At 58.3% G+C, this 15,392-nt stretch carries 15 protein-coding genes, 1 tRNA gene and 3 pseudogenes; 12 read left to right on the forward strand and 7 right to left on the reverse strand.

All coding sequences use genetic code 11. The features are described 5' to 3' along the window. Positions 1–47: 47 nt before the first annotated feature. From PSH65_RS13210 to PSH65_RS13235, 6 genes and pseudogenes are all read left to right on the forward strand, one after another. A complete protein-coding gene (locus PSH65_RS13210) occupies positions 48–965 on the forward strand; it encodes an ABC transporter permease (protein ID WP_305426582.1) in 918 nt (305 codons plus the stop codon). A gap of 11 nt (positions 966–976) precedes the next feature. After that, positions 977–1,597 (forward strand): annotated as a pseudogene (locus PSH65_RS13215) (ATP-binding cassette domain-containing protein). Positions 1,598–1,619: 22 nt separating this feature from the next. Then, positions 1,620–1,808, forward strand: a complete 189-nt coding sequence (locus tag PSH65_RS13220; RefSeq protein ID WP_305426583.1) for a hypothetical protein — start codon at positions 1,620–1,622, stop codon at positions 1,806–1,808. A 10-nt stretch (positions 1,809–1,818) separates the two neighbouring features. Beyond that, positions 1,819–2,595 (forward strand): ABC transporter ATP-binding protein, encoded by a 777-nt coding sequence (locus PSH65_RS13225; RefSeq protein ID WP_305426584.1) that lies wholly within the window; start codon positions 1,819–1,821, stop codon positions 2,593–2,595. Between the two features lie 26 nt (positions 2,596–2,621). After that, on the forward strand, positions 2,622–3,188 hold the full coding sequence (locus tag PSH65_RS13230) for a 5-carboxymethyl-2-hydroxymuconate Delta-isomerase (protein ID WP_305426585.1): 567 nt from the start codon (positions 2,622–2,624) through the stop codon (positions 3,186–3,188). Next, positions 3,112–4,864: pseudogene (locus PSH65_RS13235) on the forward strand (glycosyl hydrolase family 28 protein). The gene PSH65_RS13230 and the pseudogene PSH65_RS13235 overlap by 77 nt, the downstream one beginning before the upstream one ends. Positions 4,865–5,050: 186 nt before the next feature. On the opposite strand, the gene PSH65_RS13240 reads toward PSH65_RS13235, so the two are convergent. Continuing rightward, on the reverse strand, positions 5,051–5,347 hold the full coding sequence (locus PSH65_RS13240; protein WP_305426586.1) for a hypothetical protein: 297 nt from the start codon (positions 5,345–5,347) through the stop codon (positions 5,051–5,053). A gap of 259 nt (positions 5,348–5,606) precedes the next feature. Between PSH65_RS13240 and PSH65_RS13245 the strand changes: the two genes are divergently transcribed. Further along, positions 5,607–6,356: a transposase gene (locus PSH65_RS13245; protein WP_305426587.1), complete on the forward strand. Its 750-nt coding sequence runs from the start codon at positions 5,607–5,609 to the stop codon at positions 6,354–6,356. Continuing rightward, positions 6,323–6,616 (forward strand): transposase, encoded by a 294-nt coding sequence (locus tag PSH65_RS13250; RefSeq protein WP_305426588.1) that lies wholly within the window; start codon positions 6,323–6,325, stop codon positions 6,614–6,616. The genes PSH65_RS13245 and PSH65_RS13250 overlap by 34 nt, the downstream gene beginning before the upstream one ends. A 330-nt stretch (positions 6,617–6,946) precedes the next feature. On the opposite strand, the gene PSH65_RS13255 is transcribed toward PSH65_RS13250, so the two are convergent. Continuing rightward, a complete protein-coding gene (locus PSH65_RS13255) occupies positions 6,947–7,918 on the reverse strand; it encodes a LysR family transcriptional regulator (protein WP_305426589.1) in 972 nt (323 codons plus the stop codon). A gap of 115 nt (positions 7,919–8,033) precedes the next feature. Here PSH65_RS13255 and PSH65_RS13260 point away from each other — a divergent pair, with 115 nt between their 5' ends. Further along, on the forward strand, positions 8,034–9,227 hold the full coding sequence (locus tag PSH65_RS13260) for a serine hydrolase (RefSeq protein ID WP_305426590.1): 1,194 nt from the start codon (positions 8,034–8,036) through the stop codon (positions 9,225–9,227). Further along, positions 9,224–10,414 carry an MFS transporter gene (locus PSH65_RS13265; RefSeq protein ID WP_305426591.1) on the forward strand — a complete coding sequence of 397 codons (1,191 nt, stop codon included), beginning with the start codon at positions 9,224–9,226 and terminating at the stop codon, positions 10,412–10,414. The genes PSH65_RS13260 and PSH65_RS13265 overlap by 4 nt, the downstream gene beginning before the upstream one ends. Before the next feature lie 435 nt (positions 10,415–10,849). Here the strand turns inward: PSH65_RS13265 and PSH65_RS13270 are convergent. Further along, positions 10,850–11,880: pseudogene (locus tag PSH65_RS13270) on the reverse strand (IS110 family transposase). Positions 11,881–12,178: 298 nt separating this feature from the next. Further along, a tRNA-Ser gene (locus tag PSH65_RS13275) sits at positions 12,179–12,266 on the reverse strand. A gap of 124 nt (positions 12,267–12,390) precedes the next feature. Between PSH65_RS13275 and PSH65_RS13280 the strand changes: the two genes are divergently transcribed. Beyond that, complete coding sequence (locus tag PSH65_RS13280) at positions 12,391–13,062, forward strand: Bax inhibitor-1/YccA family protein (RefSeq protein WP_007898177.1); 672 nt, start codon at positions 12,391–12,393, stop codon at positions 13,060–13,062. A 72-nt stretch (positions 13,063–13,134) separates the two neighbouring features. Here the strand turns inward: PSH65_RS13280 and PSH65_RS13285 are convergent, their stop codons facing one another. From PSH65_RS13285 to PSH65_RS13295, 3 genes are all read right to left on the reverse strand, one after another. Then, positions 13,135–13,527 (reverse strand): VOC family protein, encoded by a 393-nt coding sequence (locus tag PSH65_RS13285; protein WP_305426592.1) that lies wholly within the window; start codon positions 13,525–13,527, stop codon positions 13,135–13,137. A gap of 11 nt (positions 13,528–13,538) precedes the next feature. After that, a complete protein-coding gene (locus PSH65_RS13290) occupies positions 13,539–13,853 on the reverse strand; it encodes a YceK/YidQ family lipoprotein (RefSeq protein ID WP_305426593.1) in 315 nt (104 codons plus the stop codon). Between the two features lie 72 nt (positions 13,854–13,925). Further along, positions 13,926–14,363, reverse strand: a complete 438-nt coding sequence (locus PSH65_RS13295) for an Lrp/AsnC family transcriptional regulator (RefSeq protein ID WP_008006559.1) — start codon at positions 14,361–14,363, stop codon at positions 13,926–13,928. A gap of 135 nt (positions 14,364–14,498) precedes the next feature. On the opposite strand from PSH65_RS13295, the gene PSH65_RS13300 reads away from it, so the two are divergent. After that, positions 14,499–15,392: a DMT family transporter gene (locus PSH65_RS13300; RefSeq protein WP_305426594.1), complete on the forward strand. Its 894-nt coding sequence runs from the start codon at positions 14,499–14,501 to the stop codon at positions 15,390–15,392.

Genomic DNA, 15,392 nt, shown 5'->3' on the forward strand with positions numbered 1-15,392 from the left:
TCTGTGGACGCGCTGGGTGATCCTGAATTCAACCCGAGAACATGCCAATGATTGCCAACATGTCTTCTACCGATTCCAACGCCAAACGGCAGGTGGATCGTACCCCCGGGTCCAGCTTCGATGCCTTGTGCAAGAGCGGCCTGAAAGTGCTGCACCACCTGTTGCGTAACCCAATGACCCTGGCCGGGCTACTGGTCGCGATGCTGTTGGTTGTGGTCGCGGCATTTGCCCCCTGGATAGCCACTCATGATCCGGTGGCGCAGAACCTCGCCAACGCGCTACAGGCGCCCGGCGCCGCTCACTGGTTCGGCACCGATGAATACGGCCGGGATATCTTTAGCCGGCTGGTCTATGGCTCACGCATCACCCTGTACATCATCACGCTGGTCACGGTGATTGTCGGTCCTATCGGCTTGTTTATCGGCACAGTCTCCGGCTATTACGGCGGCCTCGTGGACACGGTCTTCATGCGCTTGACCGACATCTTCATTTCCTTCCCCAGCCTGGTACTGGCGCTGGCGTTTATCGCGGCCCTGGGTCCTGGCCTCGAACACGCGGTGGTGGCGATTGCCTTGACCTCCTGGCCGCCGATTGCGCGGCTGGCACGGGCCGAAACCCTGTCGTTGCGCAAGGCGGATTTCGTTGTGGCGGTCGAGCTGCAAGGCGCTTCGACATCGCGAATTATTCTGCGGCACATCGTCCCGATGTGTATGTCGTCGGTGATTATCCGCCTGACCATGAACATGGCCGGGATCATCCTGACCGCAGCGGCGCTGGGCTTTCTCGGTCTGGGTGCCCAGGCACCGTCACCGGAGTGGGGCGCGATGATATCGACTGGTCGCCGCTACATGCTTGAGTGCTGGTGGCTGGTGGCTGTTCCAGGCGCCGCGATCATGCTGGTCAGCCTGGCCTTCAACCTGTTGGGCGACGGCCTGCGGGACATTCTTGATCCGCGCAGCGAGTAACCGGAGGCTGTATGTCTGCAATCAAATTGAACGTCGAAGGGCTCAATGTGCGCTTCGTCAATGGTCAGAAAGAAACCCACGCGGTACGGGATGTGTCCTTCACCCTGGGGCGCGAAAAACTGGCCATCGTTGGCGAGTCCGGTTCGGGCAAATCAACGGTGGGACGCAGCCTGCTCAAGTTGCACCCGGCCAGTACCCGAATCACCGCCAAGGCCATGCAGTTCGGTGAAGTCGATTTGCTGTCGGCCAGTGAAAAAGTCATGCAAAAGATTCGCGGTCAGCGCATCTCGATGATCATGCAAGACCCCAAGTACTCGCTGAACCCGGTGGTCAAGGTCGGCGACCAGATGCCGAGGCGTACCTGGCCCACCACAAGGCTAGCCGCAGCGAAGCCCGCGAGCGGGTGATGGAAATGCTGGAAAAGGTGCATATCCGCGATCCGCAGCGGGTCTACAACCTATCCCCATGAGGTCTCCGGCGGTATGGGCCAGCGCATCATGATCGCGATGATGGTCATCACCCGTCCGCAAGTGATCATCGCCGATGAGCCGACGTCGGCCCTCGACGTCTCGGTGCGCCAGCAAGTGCTCAGCGTGCTCGAAGATTGGTTGAGCAGCAGGAGATGGGGCTGATTTTTGTCAGTCACTCAACCTCGTGCGCAACTACTGTGACCGCGTGCTGGTGATGTACGCCGGGCGGGTGGTGGAATCCCTGGCTGCCTGCGACCTGCAACACGCCCAACATCCCTATACCCGTGGCCTGCTGGCGGCATTGCCGAGCATGGACAATCGTCGCGAACGATTGCCGGTGCTGCAACGCGACCCGCTCTGGCTGACTTGCTGAGGAATTGACCATGCCCATGATCCAAGCACACGCGCTGAACCTGAGTTTCGGCGTTGGCCCGGCCCTCAATCAAGTGCTGCACGACGTCAGCCTCAGCGTTGCCGATGGTGAATCCTTTGGTTTGGTAGGGGAGTCCGGCTCAGGCAAAACCACTGTTTTGCGTTGCCTGGCCGGGCAGTATCGGCACTGGAACGGCGAGCTGAGCATTGCCGGCGTGCCGTTGCAGCACAAGATTCCCAAGGCGCATTTCCGGCAAGTGCAGATGGTTTTTCAGGACCCCTATGGTTCCCTGCATCCGCGCCATACAGTCGACACTGCGCTGCGCGAGCCGCTGATTATTCACGGGGTAGCGGACAAGGACGACCGGATCAGCGAGATCCTGCTCAAGGTGGGTTTGAACGACAGTTACCGCTATCGCTATCCGCATCAGTTGTCCGGCGGTCAGCGCCAGCGAGTGGCGATTGCCCGTGCGCTGATTCTTGAACCCAGGGTCTTGCTGCTGGATGAGCCGACGTCGGCACTGGATGTTTCGGTGCAGGCGGAAATCCTCAACTTGCTGGCGGACCTGCGCCAGCGCGAGAAGCTCACGTATTTGATGGTGACCCACGACCTGGGTGTGGTGACGCACCTGTGTGATCGGGTGGCGGTGATGCAGCAGGGCAAGATTGTTGAACTGCTCGACAGTAAGGCACTCAGTCAGGACCTGGCGACCCACACCTATACAAGAATGCTGGTGCAGGCCAGCCGTGATTTCAGCCAAGAGTCCGAGCGCCAAATGGCCGTTTGAACCGACCGATTTGCGGAGAAACAACCATGCCCCATTGCCTCATCGATTGCCCCGTAACCCTGGCCCATAGCGTCGGCGAGCAGACCCTGCTGGCCACCGTGCACGATGCCCTCGACGCCTTTGGCGTATTCAAGCCGGGGGATATCAAGGTTCGACTCAACGGTTTTGTCCATTACCGCTGCGGGGCTACCCAGAATGATTTCGTCCATGTGGCCCTTTATCTGTTCGCCGGGCGCAGTGCCGAGCAGCAACGCAGCTTGGCTTCGGCGGTGTTGGCCGCATTGGTGGGCCTGCTGCCGGACGTCGAAGCCTTGTCCATGGTTGTACGGGAAATGCCACGGCAGACGTTCGTCAATCGTAGTCAATACCCTCGAAGAAGCCGGGCTGTCGGCCTGACCTTCTGGGTTCAGGCCCCCTGGCGTGATGACTGGCAAAGACAAGGAAAACGACATGCCGTATCAACCTCCCGCTGTTGCTCTGCCCAAACACTTTCTGGCGCGGTCACTGATCGCCGCCCTGGCCGTAAGTTGCAGTCTGTCATCGTGGGCGCTGCAAGCACCGTCGAAACTGCAAGTGCCGACCCTGGCCTTTGATGATCAGCAAATGATTCTGGTCTGGGAGAAACCTGCGGATCACGCCGACATCAAGGACTACCGGGTCTATGCCAACGGCGTCCTGCTGGGCAGCAGCAACACCAACAATGACCGGGGTATCGCCAGCCAAGCCCTATATCGACCACTTCTACGAGCAGGACACCGCGAATTTCCACTACCGCATAGGCATTCACAGCTACACCGCCCAAGGTCTCAAGCCCGACACCTCATACCGTTTCACCGTGCGTGCAGTGGGTGCCGATGGCAAGGAATCGGCTGACAGTCCGGCCCTCGTACAACGTACGACGAAGGTTGCGCCGGTGTTCGACGTGAAGAAGTACGGCGCCAAGGGCGACGGTAGCAGCCTCGATACTCTGGCCATCCAGAATGCTATCGAAGCCTGTACCGTTGGCTGCAAGGTGTTGTTGCCCAAGGGCATCTACAAAAGCGGCGCGCTTTATCTCAAAAGCAACATGACCCTGGAAATCGCCGAGGGCGCGACACTGCTGGGTTCCGAGCGCGCCGAAGACTATCCGCAGGAGGGTTACATTCAGTACCCGTATTCGAGCACAGTGCGCCCGGCCTCGCTGATCAACGCCTTGCCGCGCGATCCACGTCAACACCAGTCCTTCGAGAACATCCGTATCGTTGGCAAGGGCACCCTTGACGGTAATGGCTGGAAGCGGCGCACCGATATCGTCGACGAGCGTGGTCAGCCATTACCGTTCTACCTGCCCAGCGATAACACGCGCTACCAGCAAGACGGCATTCTCGCCAAGGCTCAAGTCGAGCAAGCGGTGGCGCGTGGCATGAATGTCAAGGATGCCTACGGGCAGATGCGTTCTTCGCTGATCACCCTGCGCAATGTGAAAAACGTTTTCTACGGCGGTTTCACCGTGTTGAATCCGGCGTTCCACGGGATCATGAACCTGGAGACCGAAAACGTGGTGCTGGCCAATACCACGCACAAGACCTATGACGCCAACAACGGCGACGGCATCGAGTTCGCCAACAGCAAAGGCGCGATGGTCTTCAACAACTTCTTCGACACCGGCGATGACTGCGTCAATTTCGCGGCTGGCACCGGTGCCGATGCGGTGCATCAAAAGCCGCAGGAGGATGCGTGGATCTTCAACAACTACTTTCGCAAAGGTCATGGCATGGTGGTTGCCGGCAGCCACACGGGGGCCTGGATTCAGAACATCCTCGCCGAGGATAACGTCTCTGACGGCACCGATGCGGGATTGCGAATGAAAAGTACAAACTTCATGGGGGGCGGGGCGCGGAACGTCACCTTCCGCGATTCGGCGATTCGCAATACCGTCAAACAGGCCTTCATTTTCACCCTCGACTACAACGACCCGAACGCCAAACTGGATTACCGGCGTTCAATAGTTCCTGGGCAGTTCAGGGATATTCGAGTCAGCGATGTGAGCGTCGAGAATGCGCAAGGCAAGGCGATCGAGGTCAAGGGCGATAGCCAGAGCAACGCCTGGCATCAAGGCTTGGTGTTCGAACGCGTACGCTTCAGTGGCCCGGCCAAGGTGCAGATCGATGGGTTGAAGGACTCGCAGTTCGACAGCGTTGTATTCAGCGAGACGGGTGGGGGGAATTCATGGCAAGTGAGTAATAGCCAGGGTTTGTCTTTCAATGCGGTGGACCCGACGCCGCCATAGTCGTTGCTTGGAGTGCAGAGGTCGATGAACTTGCGCGGAGAATAAGCCATGAAGTTAATCTCGGTGACGCCGAGTTCAAAGCTGGACTTCTAGCTGCCAAAGTCGTCAATTTGTAGTGGTAGCTTTGTCGATTTGCTGGTTCAAACCCAATAATCTGTCGTTCAGCACTTCCACTCCTGCTAGCGTTCACTCATAAAATTTACCAGCGAGCAAAATTGCCGCACAGCGCTGCCATACGTTCAATACAGAAGCGTTCGTCAGAGAACACCTGAGGCTAGCGGTTGCCCACGAAGCTGCAGCATCAAGAAAGGTGTCAACAGAACCGTTCTCCCACCCCAAGGCGCCAGGCCCAAAGGGAGATGATGGAGAAGTCTCCTCCAACAAACGTTCCCGGGAGAAATCATCACCGAGAGCCGCCATAAATCCAATGAAGGATTGCTCGTCGTTTACGCTTTCCAGCAACTCATAAAGATCGACAGACATAGGCATCCTGGCATCAACGTAATGGCGAGATTATTCTGACCGGCATGCTGCTTGCAGCGATATGGGCGGTCAACCTCGACCATTGCCAATGTCTGCAATGGGTCGATTTCCGTCAGTTGTGACAGGCAGAAAACAGCCAATAGCGGACGTTTAGATTAGTGAAAATAAATCTGAGAATCATCTAGCCGGCCTCCCCACCTCACGGAGGTGGCGCAAAATTCAAGGTGCGAACTTAGTCTTTTGCTGTGAGGAGGCCGTGATGAAATTCTGTGGCATAGACCTGCATTCGAACAACAGCGTTGTGGTAGTTACCGACGAAACGGACCGGGTACTGGTCAGTCGGCGCTGTCCCAATGAGTTGCCGATCATCATCGGGCTGCTCGAACCGCACCGTGCCGAACTGCTCGGTGTCGTGGTCGAGTCGACGTACAACTGGTATTGGCTGATCGATGGCCTCAAGGCGGCGGGCTTCGAGGTCAAACTGGCCAGTCCTGTGGCGATGAAACGCTACGACGGGCTAAAGCATTCCGACGACAAGGACGATGCGGCGTTCCTCGCGCATTTGCTGCGACTCGGGATTTTGCCGACCGGCTATATTCATCCGCCGCAAGAACGGGCACTGCGTGATCTGGCGCGCAAACGTATTCAGTTGGTGCGCAGCAGAACGCAGCACATTCTGGCCGTCGAAAACATCATGGCGCGCCAGTTTGGCCAGCGATTGAGCTGCAATGAAGTCAAAGGGCTGTCAGCCACATCCGTCGACAGGCTGGGCCTGCCAACGGATGTGGCTCTGGCGATGAAAGCCAATGTCGCCATCATCCAGACGGTGCAGGCGCAAATTGATTTTCTCGAGGAGCGATTGCTGCATGAAGTCAGCCTACGCCCAGCGGTTTCGTTGTTAAAAACGATGCCAGGAATTGAAGTGCTGGCCACAGTCATCATGCTGGAGACGGAGATATTGAGCGCTTTGCCGACGTGGGCAACTTCGCTTCTTATGCCCGATGCGTAAAGAGTGCGCATTACTCCAACGGTAAGAAAAAGGGCGAAGGTAACACCAAGAACGGCAACGCTTACTTGATCTGGGCCTTTATCGAAGCGGCTAATTTTGCCCGGCGTTTCAGTGACGATGCCAAACGCTTTTTCGAGAAAAAGAAAGCCAAGACCAATGCGGTGGTCGCCACTAAAGCGCTGGCGCACAAACTGGCGCGGGCGAGTTATCACATCCTGAAGGAGAAACAACCTTTCGATGCCAAACGCTGTTTCGCCTGACGGGCGAGTTAAGGTGATGGCCGGCCAACCAAAAGGGGACTGGTGTGAACCATAAAATCTGAGTGGCGGCCGGCTGTCACCGCCTGAGTGTGTTGTAACCGGGTCGTCTGCCAAGTGAGCCCGTTGGGACTGGACGTGTGTTGTGCACGAGCCACAGTTCTGTGACACGTTTTGGACACATTGTCGGCACCAACGTTTCTCTGGGGCAGGTCACTGCCAGGGCGGTGCTTGCTGTAGCGCTACCGCTTGATCCACATGGGTGTCAGGCACGACTCGGTCGTAGCCAATGATGAGGAAACGGGTTCGATGGGTTCAACCGATCAGGTTGAGTTAAAGGACAAACCCTGCAGGTAAAAACTGCAGGGCGCGGTGGCTTTTAACCTTGACTTGAGACCGGCTAATGGGCGTCCCCTTTCTCCCCGGAAAAACCCGGGCGCAGAGGAAGTCGACGAATACCCGCACCTTGGGAGAAGGGTGTTTACTGGAAGGCCAGAGTAAATGAAACTCGCCATTGCGCTCTGTGTGCTCTGGCAAAACGGTCCACAGCTGCCCCTCGGTGAGCGCCTGCCTCACGGAGAACTCTGGCAGATAGGCGATGCCCAGTCCCCGCAAGGCAAAGCATAAACGGGTTTCGATGGTGTTGCAGATCATCGAAATGGGCAAGGCTAACTCGGGCTCCTCAGCAGTACGACGCAAGGCCCAGGTTTCCAGCTTGCCGCTATTGGGGAAACGGTAGTGCAAGCAGCTGTGCTGCAGCAGATCGGTTGGTACTTTTGGCGTACCACGCGCTGCCAGGTAGTCCGGCGAGGCGACCAGCAACGAACGGAATGAACCGAGCTTACGGGCCGATAAACGCGAATCCGTAGGCGCGCCGGTTCTGACCACGACGTCGAAACCTTCCTCGATCACATCGACCAGGCGGTCGCTGAAGTCTAGGTCCAATTCAATGGCCGGGTACTCACGCATAAAGTCGCCGAGCACCGGATGTACCAGTGAACTGACCAAGGGCAGGCTGACCCTCAAGCGTCCACGTGGAGCGACGCTGGCTTGCGACAGTTCCAGTTGAGCCGCCTCGATTTCTGCCAGAATCCGACGGCTGCGCTCCAGAAACAGCATGCCTTCGGCAGTCGGCGTGACGCTGCGCGTGCTGCGGTGAAACAGGCGAACACCGAGCTTCTCTTCCAGCCGCGCCACGCTCTTGCCGATGGCCGACGCCGACACCCCCAGCATTCGACCGGCCGCAACGAAACTGCGACTTTCAGCGACCTGCACAAACACCACAAAGCCATTCAAGCTGTCCATGCTGCCCTCCATTGCGGATGTTCTGCTCCGCATAAAATGGAACTCTACCCCAGTTTTTCTTTAATCCTAGACTTTCTATCGTGGCGGGGTTCTCCACTCTCAGAAGGAACTGCGCATGACCCTCCCCGAAATCGCTTTATCCACGGGCACGCTTTCACGTCAATTGTCCGCGCGCATTGAAGCAACGGTCCAGCAAGCGCTGGAGCAGCAGCGACTGGTTGGCGCGGTAGTATTGGTGGCCCGCGATGGCGAGTTGGTCCATCGCCAGGCGGCCGGCTGGGCCGACCGCGAGAAGCGGTTGCCGATGAGCGTAGAGGCGGTGTTTCGCTTGGCATCGGTCAGCAAACCTATTGTCTCGACGGCGGCCCTGGTGTTGGTAGCGCAAGACCGTCTCGGTCTGGATGACAGCGTTGAGCAGTGGTTGCCCGAGTTTCGGCCACAGTTGGCTGATGGACGTGCTGCCCGCATCACGGTGCGGCATTTGCTTAGTCACACGGCGGGGCTTGGCTATCGCTTTTTCGAAGCCGATGCGCATGGCCCCTATGCACAGGCCGGTGTCTCGGACGGTATGGATGCGTCCACCGTCAGCCTCACCGAGAACCTGAGCCGCATCGCCAGCGTGCCGCTGCTGTACGAGCCCGGCACGGCCTGGGGCTATTCGGTGGCAACCGATGTACTAGGGGCGGTGATTCAGCGGGTGCAGGGCGAGCAACTGGCTGATGCGGTGCGCCAGCTTGTGACTGATCCGCTGCGAATGACCGATACCGGCTTTGCCGCGCTGGACCCATCGCGCGTGCCTACCGCCTACGTCAGTGCGACTCCCGAGCCCCATGCGCTGGCCGAAGGCGAAATCGTTTCGCCGTTCGAGGGGGCGATCGGCATCCCGTTCAGCCCCGCCCGCATCTTCAACCCGCAGGCGTTTGCGTCGGGTGGTGCCGGCATGGCCGGAACAGCCGAGGACTTCCTGCGCCTCCTTGAAACATTGCGTCGCGGCGGCGGTGAGCTGCTGTCCACGGCACTCGTCGAGGAGATGGCACGCGATCAAACCGGCGGCCGGGAATTGCCCGCTGCACCGGGGTTCGGCTTTGGTCTGGGGTTCTCGATACTGCGCGATCCGGCCTTGGCGGTCACCCCCGAGTCGCCAGGCACCTGGCGTTGGGGTGGCGCCTATGGCCATTCGTGGTGTGTGGATCGACAGCAGAAGCTGAGTGTCGTCGCCTTCACCAACACGTTGTACGAGGGCATGTCGGGACGGTTCGTAACCGACCTGCGGGACGCGGTATACGGCGTCGCGGAGCTAGGCCAATGAACTCGGAAGTGCAGGATCGCATGCCTTATGCACCCTTGTTGGCGCTGGCAATGGCCGCCTTCATCACCATCCTTACCGAAGCACTGCCGGCTGGTCTGCTGCCGCAGATGGCACAGGGGCTGGCCGTCTCCGAGGCGTGGGTCGGGCAAACCGTCACCGCCTATGCCATTGGATCGCTAATGGCCGCCATGCCGTTAACGGCGGCCACACAAGGATTTCGTCGCCGTCCCTTGCTACTCGCTGCCATCGCCGGCTTTGCCATTGCCAACACGGTCACGACGTTCTCGACCAGCTTCACGTTGACGATCGCGGCGCGCTTTCTGGCCGGCGTTGCGGCGGGGCTATTGTGGGCGTTATTGGCCGGCTATGCCGCGCGCCTGGTGCCCGAACACCGCAAAGGCCGCGCCATCGCGATTGCGATGGTGGGCACACCCCTGGCGCTCTCGTTGGGCATCCCGGCCGGAACCTTTCTGGGCAACGTCCTGGGATGGCGCATGTGCTTCGGCATCATGAGCCTGCTGGCCGTGCTGCTGATGGCATGGGTGCGCTTCAACGTGCCGGACTTCGCCGGAAAGGCTGAACAAAAACGTCTGTCGCTGCGCTATGTATTCACACTGTGGGGCATTCGCCCCGTGCTCTTCGTGGTACTGGCGTTCGTCCTTGCGCACAACATTCTCTACACCTACATCGCCCCGTTTCTGCAAGTGGCCGGCCTGGGGGCGCAGACGGATGTAGTACTGCTGGTCTTCGGAATCACATCGCTGCTGGGAATCTGGATTGTTGGGCTGTTAATCGACCAGTACCTGCGCGTGCTGACCCTGGCGAGTACCGCATTGTTTGGCATTTCAGCGATGGTGCTGGGTATAGCAGCCACCGAACCCGTTGCCGTTTTCGTAGCGATTGGCGCGTGGGGATTAGCCTTTGGCGGTGCCGCAACGTTGTTCCAAACGGCATTGGTCCGAACTGCTGGCGACGCGTCAGATGTCGCACAATCCATGCTCGTGACTGCTTGGAACATCGCAATTGCTGGCGGGGGCATTGTGGGAGGTCTGCTACTCGACCGACTCGGTGTAGAAGCATTCCCTCCTGCACTACTGGTGCTGTTGGTGGCCACGCTGATGGTGACGTGGTCGGCCAAGTTGCGCGGGTTTCCCGTGGTGCCGGGGGTGAAATCCGATGCAATTTGAATGTGCTGATGTGGTAGCAGGCAGCGGCGAACCTCGTTAACAGCGCATCCCAAAGCTTTTGGACGGAAGTGGACCGGCATGACAGCTATCGCCAACCTTTGCCGCGTGGTTCGAACAGGTCTGCATAGCCTCTTGAGTAGTGTCTGTACGAGATCTGCAATCCATACCCAGTGTCCGTATATGGACTCCTCCTCGTTGCAAGCCTCCTTCGCTTTGGCGCCCGTGCCGACTGCACACGTATATTCGGCCTCTTACAACGGCATCGTTTTGATGCAGGGCCATGATGGGCTATTCGCGCGTCGGCTCCCAATCGCTTCTACGTGCTTTACGCACCTGGACATTAGAGGGTTTTGCCGACGCCGGTTCGACCGGTTTGCCATTGCTCGGGTTGCTTCGCAATCGTGGTGTGGGGGTGATTCTCCTGGAGTGAATAATTCAGGCCGCTGCCCGATCCGGTTGGTAATCAGTGCCGTTGCGCAGCATCGCCCAGGCCATGCGTGCAGTTTTGTTGGCCAGTGCGATAGCGGCCACGTTGGGATGTGAACGTTCGGCTAAACGGACAGCCCACTGGCTGAGTCGATCGTCTTTGGATTTTGCTGTGCGCAGTGCCGACCGCGCACCGTGGATCATCAGCGTTCGCAGATAAGCATCCCCGCGTTTGCTAATGCCAAGCAGTCGATCCTTGCCGCCAGAGCTGTGTTGCTTTGGCGTCAACCCTAGCGAGGCGGCCAGTTGTCGGCCGTTGGCAAACTGACTGGCATCACCGATGGCAGCAACCAGCGCGGTGGCAATCATCGGGCCGACTCCACGCAGCTGCTGTAAACGGACGGCCATTGGCTCACATGCCGCGATCGCAGATATCTCGCCATTGAGTTCGCCCACGCGCTCATCAAGTGCGCGCAGGTCATCCCACAAACCCTTCAGCAGACGACGAAAACGTATCGTCAAACCGTTATCCGCGTCTTCTAGCCAGCACGGTATTGCGCGACGCAGCATCAGTAACTCCTTCGGCGCAATGAGGCCGTACTCGGCGATCAGCCCACGAACCTGATTGGCTTTGGCGGTCCGCTGTTCAATTAAGCCGGCCGGATGCGATGCGTCGCCTGGATATCCTGTTGTTCGATGGTCTTGACGGCGACGAAGCGCATGCTGGGGCGGCTCATCGCCTCACAGATTGCCTCGGCATCGTTGGCGTCGTTTTTGTTGCTCTTGACGTACGGTTTGACGAACTGAGGCGCGATCAGCCTCACCTGAAATCCGCGTGCCTGTAGCTGCCGCGCCCAATGGTGCGCACCGCTACAACTTTCCATGCCGATCTCACAGCCGGGCTCGATCTTGTCCAGCACCGTTTGCAGCCAGCGATCACGAGGTAAACGCTGCCGCCAGACTGGTTGCTCATGACGATCCACGCCGTGAATCTGAAACACGTTCTTGGCCAGGTCGACCCCAATTCGCATAAGCTTCATGTGTGGACTCCTTCTCACTGTTGACTGTGGTTCGCACTTTCAGTCTGGCACTCAAGATGCCGAAGTGAGGAGGAGTCCATCCCATTGCTTCTGGCCCGAAAGCTGCCTATCGCACAACATCAAACGCATCCTTCACGTTTTGATCGAGCTATTTGATTTGGGCGGGAGGAGGGGGCGGAGAGGTAGGGTTGCGGAAATGGCCGAAAAGATGCGGAAACGATCCAGAAGCGCTGCGACAGAAGCTGCGTACCCCAGAAACAACAAAGCCCTGAAAAATCAGGGCTTTGTCGTATAAAGATGGCGGAGGCGATGGGATTCGAACTCATGGACCTGTTACAGTCGACGGTTTTCAAGACCGTTGCCTTAAACCACTCGGCCACACCTCCGTTTGCGTTGCGGGCGCCATAATACCTGAATGAAACACACTGTCAAACTCTCTGCATGGCTTGTTACAGAGCGTCTGTTATGATCTTTGCGACTGAACGTTTCAAACCCAACAGGAGTGTCGCCATGCGCGAACAGGATTACGCAGTTAATAACAGCGTGCAGGCTGAGCAGCTAGAGGTTAGCCGCGTCCTGCGCAACACTTACGGCTTACTCGCTCTCACCCTCGCATTCAGCGGCGTGATGGCGTTTGTTGCGCAGCAGATGCGTGTCGGCTACCCGAATATCTTCGTGGTGCTGATCGGCTTCTACGGCCTTTTCTTTCTCACCAACAAACTCCGTGACTCGGCGTGGGGCCTGGTTTCTGCGTTTGCGCTGACCGGTTTCATGGGTTTCCTACTCGGCCCGATCCTCAACCGTTATCTGGGTATGCAGGGCGGCGCGGAAGTGGTCAGTTCGGCCTTCGCGATGACCGCGCTGGTGTTCGGCGGCCTGTCGGCTTATGTGCTGATCACCCGCAAGGACATGAGCTTCCTCGGTGGTTTCATCACAGCCGGTTTCTTTGTGCTGCTGGGCGCGACTCTGGCGAGCTTGTTCTTCCAGATCAGCGGTCTGCAACTGGCGATCAGCGCAGGTTTCGTGCTGTTCTCGTCGGTGTGCATTCTGTTCCAGACCAGCGCCATCATCCACGGCGGTGAGCGCAACTACATCATGGCGACCATCAGCCTGTATGTGTCGATCTACAACCTGTTCGTCAGCTTGCTGCAACTGTTCGGCATCATGAGCCGCGATGATTGATCGCCAGCCTTGAGTAAAAAACCCGCTTCGGCGGGTTTTTTATTGTCTGTGATTTGGCTCAGCTCGTTGGTGTCAATCCGGTTTGTGGCAACACACGCAGAGTTTGTTGCCGTCCGGGTCGCGCATGTAGGCGCCGAAATAGTCGGGATGGTAGTGCGGACGCAGGCCGGGCGGCCCCTCGCAGGATCCACCATGAGTCATGGCCAGTGCGTGACAGCGGTTGACGATCTCGCGACTTGGCGCAAGCAGCGCGATCATCTGCCCATTGCCCGGTGTGGCCGGCTGTTCATCGAACGCAGTGCCAATGACGAACAGTGGACGCGGTGCATCCTTGCTCATCCACGCAGCCCAGGGTTTGTCGGGGTCGCAAAATTTCATCTGCAACTGCAGTGCATCCATGATCGGTTGGTAGAACGCTAATGCACGATCGAAGTCGGTGATACCGATAAAAACGTGAGACAACATTCACCTGCTCCTTATTCGGCAATGACAATGCTGCCATCAGCCTGCTGCCTATAAATGGTGTAGGGCAGCAGCAGGGTGTCGAGAGCGCCGGAAATGACTACGTCAATCAGCACAATGGGCGTGCCGTTGTCGTACTGGTACTCATCGATGCCTGGGCCCGGGGCCGCATGCAGGCTGCAAAAGTCATAAGTCACGCCGCTATAGATCCGTGGAACCGCACCGCAGTAGGTTTTCTGTTCCTTGAGACTCTTTGCCGCTGCCTCGTCACTGCGCACCACGGTCTGGAACGTACCGCAGCCAGCGAGCATCAGTGCCGCCAGTAACATGACTTAAGTTTTCATACCGCCAATCCTTCGCCGGAAAAAAACCAATCTACGCCTTTGCGAATAAAACAGCACTCAAGCCATCGGTGGCAGCCGGCGTTTGACCGGGGTCTTCTTGACGATGGCGGTGTTGGTTTCGGCGTGGCTGTTTAGGCGGTCGAGGAGGGTGTCCAGTTGTTCCATCGAGCGCACATGCAGGCGGGCGATGAAGCAGTCGTCGCCAGTGACTTTGTCGCACTCGGTGAATTCGGGGATGGCCTGAATCTGCCGCTCTACTTCCTGCAACTGGCCCGGCAACGGGCGAATGCGAACGATGGCCTGGAGTTGATAGCCGAAGCATTTGGGGTCGATCTCGACGGTATAGCCCTTGAGCACGCCACGTTCTTCGAGACGGCGCAGACGCTCGGCGACACTGGGCGAGGACAGGCCGCTGATCTGGGCCAGGGCCTTGAGCGAGCGGCGTGAGTCTTCCATCAACGCGCTGATCAGCACTTGGTCGATGTCGTCGGTCATGGCAAATCCCCTGTTAGGCAATCAGCTGAATAAGCCTTGATAAAAAAGGCAGAAGCCGAGTTTAGCCTGCTTTTTGCTCTGGAGAAGCCCCTCGGTGGATTGGCATACTTTGGGCTCAAACACAGGAGGTTGATGATGGACAGAACACTACGTCGCGGGTCATTCGAGATGACCGCCGCCATGCTGATTTCCGGGACCATTGGCTGGTTCGTGCTGGTGTCCGGCCAACCGGTGCTGGACGTGGTGTTCTGGCGCTGCGTGTTCGGTGCCGCCACCTTATTGCTGATTTGCGCGGCGTTCGGCTTTCTGCGCCCTGGCATTTTGACCTCCACCACCTTCTTGCTGGCGGTACTGAGCGGTGTGGCGATTGTTGGCAACTGGGTGCTGTTGTTCGCGTCCTACTCCCGCGCCTCGATTGCCATTGGCACGGCAGTTTATAACGTCCAGCCATTCATGCTGGTGGGGTTGGCCGCGCTGTTTCTGGGAGAGAAGATCACCCTGCAGAAACTGTTCTGGCTGGGCATTTCATTTCTCGGGATGCTGGCGATTGTCAGCGCCCATGGCGAGGAGGGCGAGGGCGGCAACGATTACCTGATGGGGATTGGTCTGGCGCTGGGGGCTGCCTTTCTATACGCGATTGCTGCGTTGATCATTAAACGCCTGACCGGCACGCCGCCGCATCTGATCGCGTTGATCCAGGTCTGCACCGGCGTGCTGTTGCTCGCGCCCTTTGCGCACTTCTCGGCGATACCGCAAACGCCCAGTGCCTGGGCCAGTCTGGTGACCTTGGGCATCGTGCACACCGGTTTGATGTATGTGTTGCTCTACGGCGCGATTCAAAAACTGCCGACAGCGCTGACCGGTGCGCTGTCGTTCATCTACCCGATTGCGGCGATTTTCGTTGACTGGTTCGCCTTCGGCCATCGCCTGGAGCCGCTGCAATGGATCGGTGTCGCCGCGATCCTGTTGGCCGCCGCCGGGATGCAACAGGGCTGGGGCCTGAAGCTTCGGCGGGTGGCTACACAATAA

The sequence above is a fragment of the Pseudomonas sp. FP603 genome, assembly GCF_030687415.1.
GTDB classification, from domain to species: domain Bacteria; phylum Pseudomonadota; class Gammaproteobacteria; order Pseudomonadales; family Pseudomonadaceae; genus Aquipseudomonas; species Aquipseudomonas wuhanensis.

Bases quoted from the DNA above. Each gene is read 5' to 3' on its own strand.
- PSH65_RS13210 (WP_305426582.1), top strand. From the start codon at position 48: ATGATTGCCAACATGTCTTCTACCGATTCCAACGCCAAACGGCAGGTG.
- PSH65_RS13225 (WP_305426584.1), top strand. From the start codon at position 1,819: ATGCCCATGATCCAAGCACACGCGCTGAACCTGAGTTTCGGCGTTGGC.
- PSH65_RS13230 (WP_305426585.1), top strand. From the start codon at position 2,622: ATGCCCCATTGCCTCATCGATTGCCCCGTAACCCTGGCCCATAGCGTC.
- PSH65_RS13240 (WP_305426586.1), bottom strand. From the start codon at position 5,347: ATGTCTGTCGATCTTTATGAGTTGCTGGAAAGCGTAAACGACGAGCAA.
- PSH65_RS13245 (WP_305426587.1), top strand. From the start codon at position 5,607: ATGAAATTCTGTGGCATAGACCTGCATTCGAACAACAGCGTTGTGGTA.
- PSH65_RS13255 (WP_305426589.1), bottom strand. From the start codon at position 7,918: ATGGACAGCTTGAATGGCTTTGTGGTGTTTGTGCAGGTCGCTGAAAGT.
- PSH65_RS13260 (WP_305426590.1), top strand. From the start codon at position 8,034: ATGACCCTCCCCGAAATCGCTTTATCCACGGGCACGCTTTCACGTCAA.
- PSH65_RS13265 (WP_305426591.1), top strand. From the start codon at position 9,224: ATGAACTCGGAAGTGCAGGATCGCATGCCTTATGCACCCTTGTTGGCG.
- PSH65_RS13280 (WP_007898177.1), top strand. From the start codon at position 12,391: ATGCGCGAACAGGATTACGCAGTTAATAACAGCGTGCAGGCTGAGCAG.
- PSH65_RS13285 (WP_305426592.1), bottom strand. From the start codon at position 13,527: ATGTTGTCTCACGTTTTTATCGGTATCACCGACTTCGATCGTGCATTA.
- PSH65_RS13290 (WP_305426593.1), bottom strand. From the start codon at position 13,853: ATGTTACTGGCGGCACTGATGCTCGCTGGCTGCGGTACGTTCCAGACC.
- PSH65_RS13295 (WP_008006559.1), bottom strand. From the start codon at position 14,363: ATGACCGACGACATCGACCAAGTGCTGATCAGCGCGTTGATGGAAGAC.
- PSH65_RS13300 (WP_305426594.1), top strand. From the start codon at position 14,499: ATGGACAGAACACTACGTCGCGGGTCATTCGAGATGACCGCCGCCATG.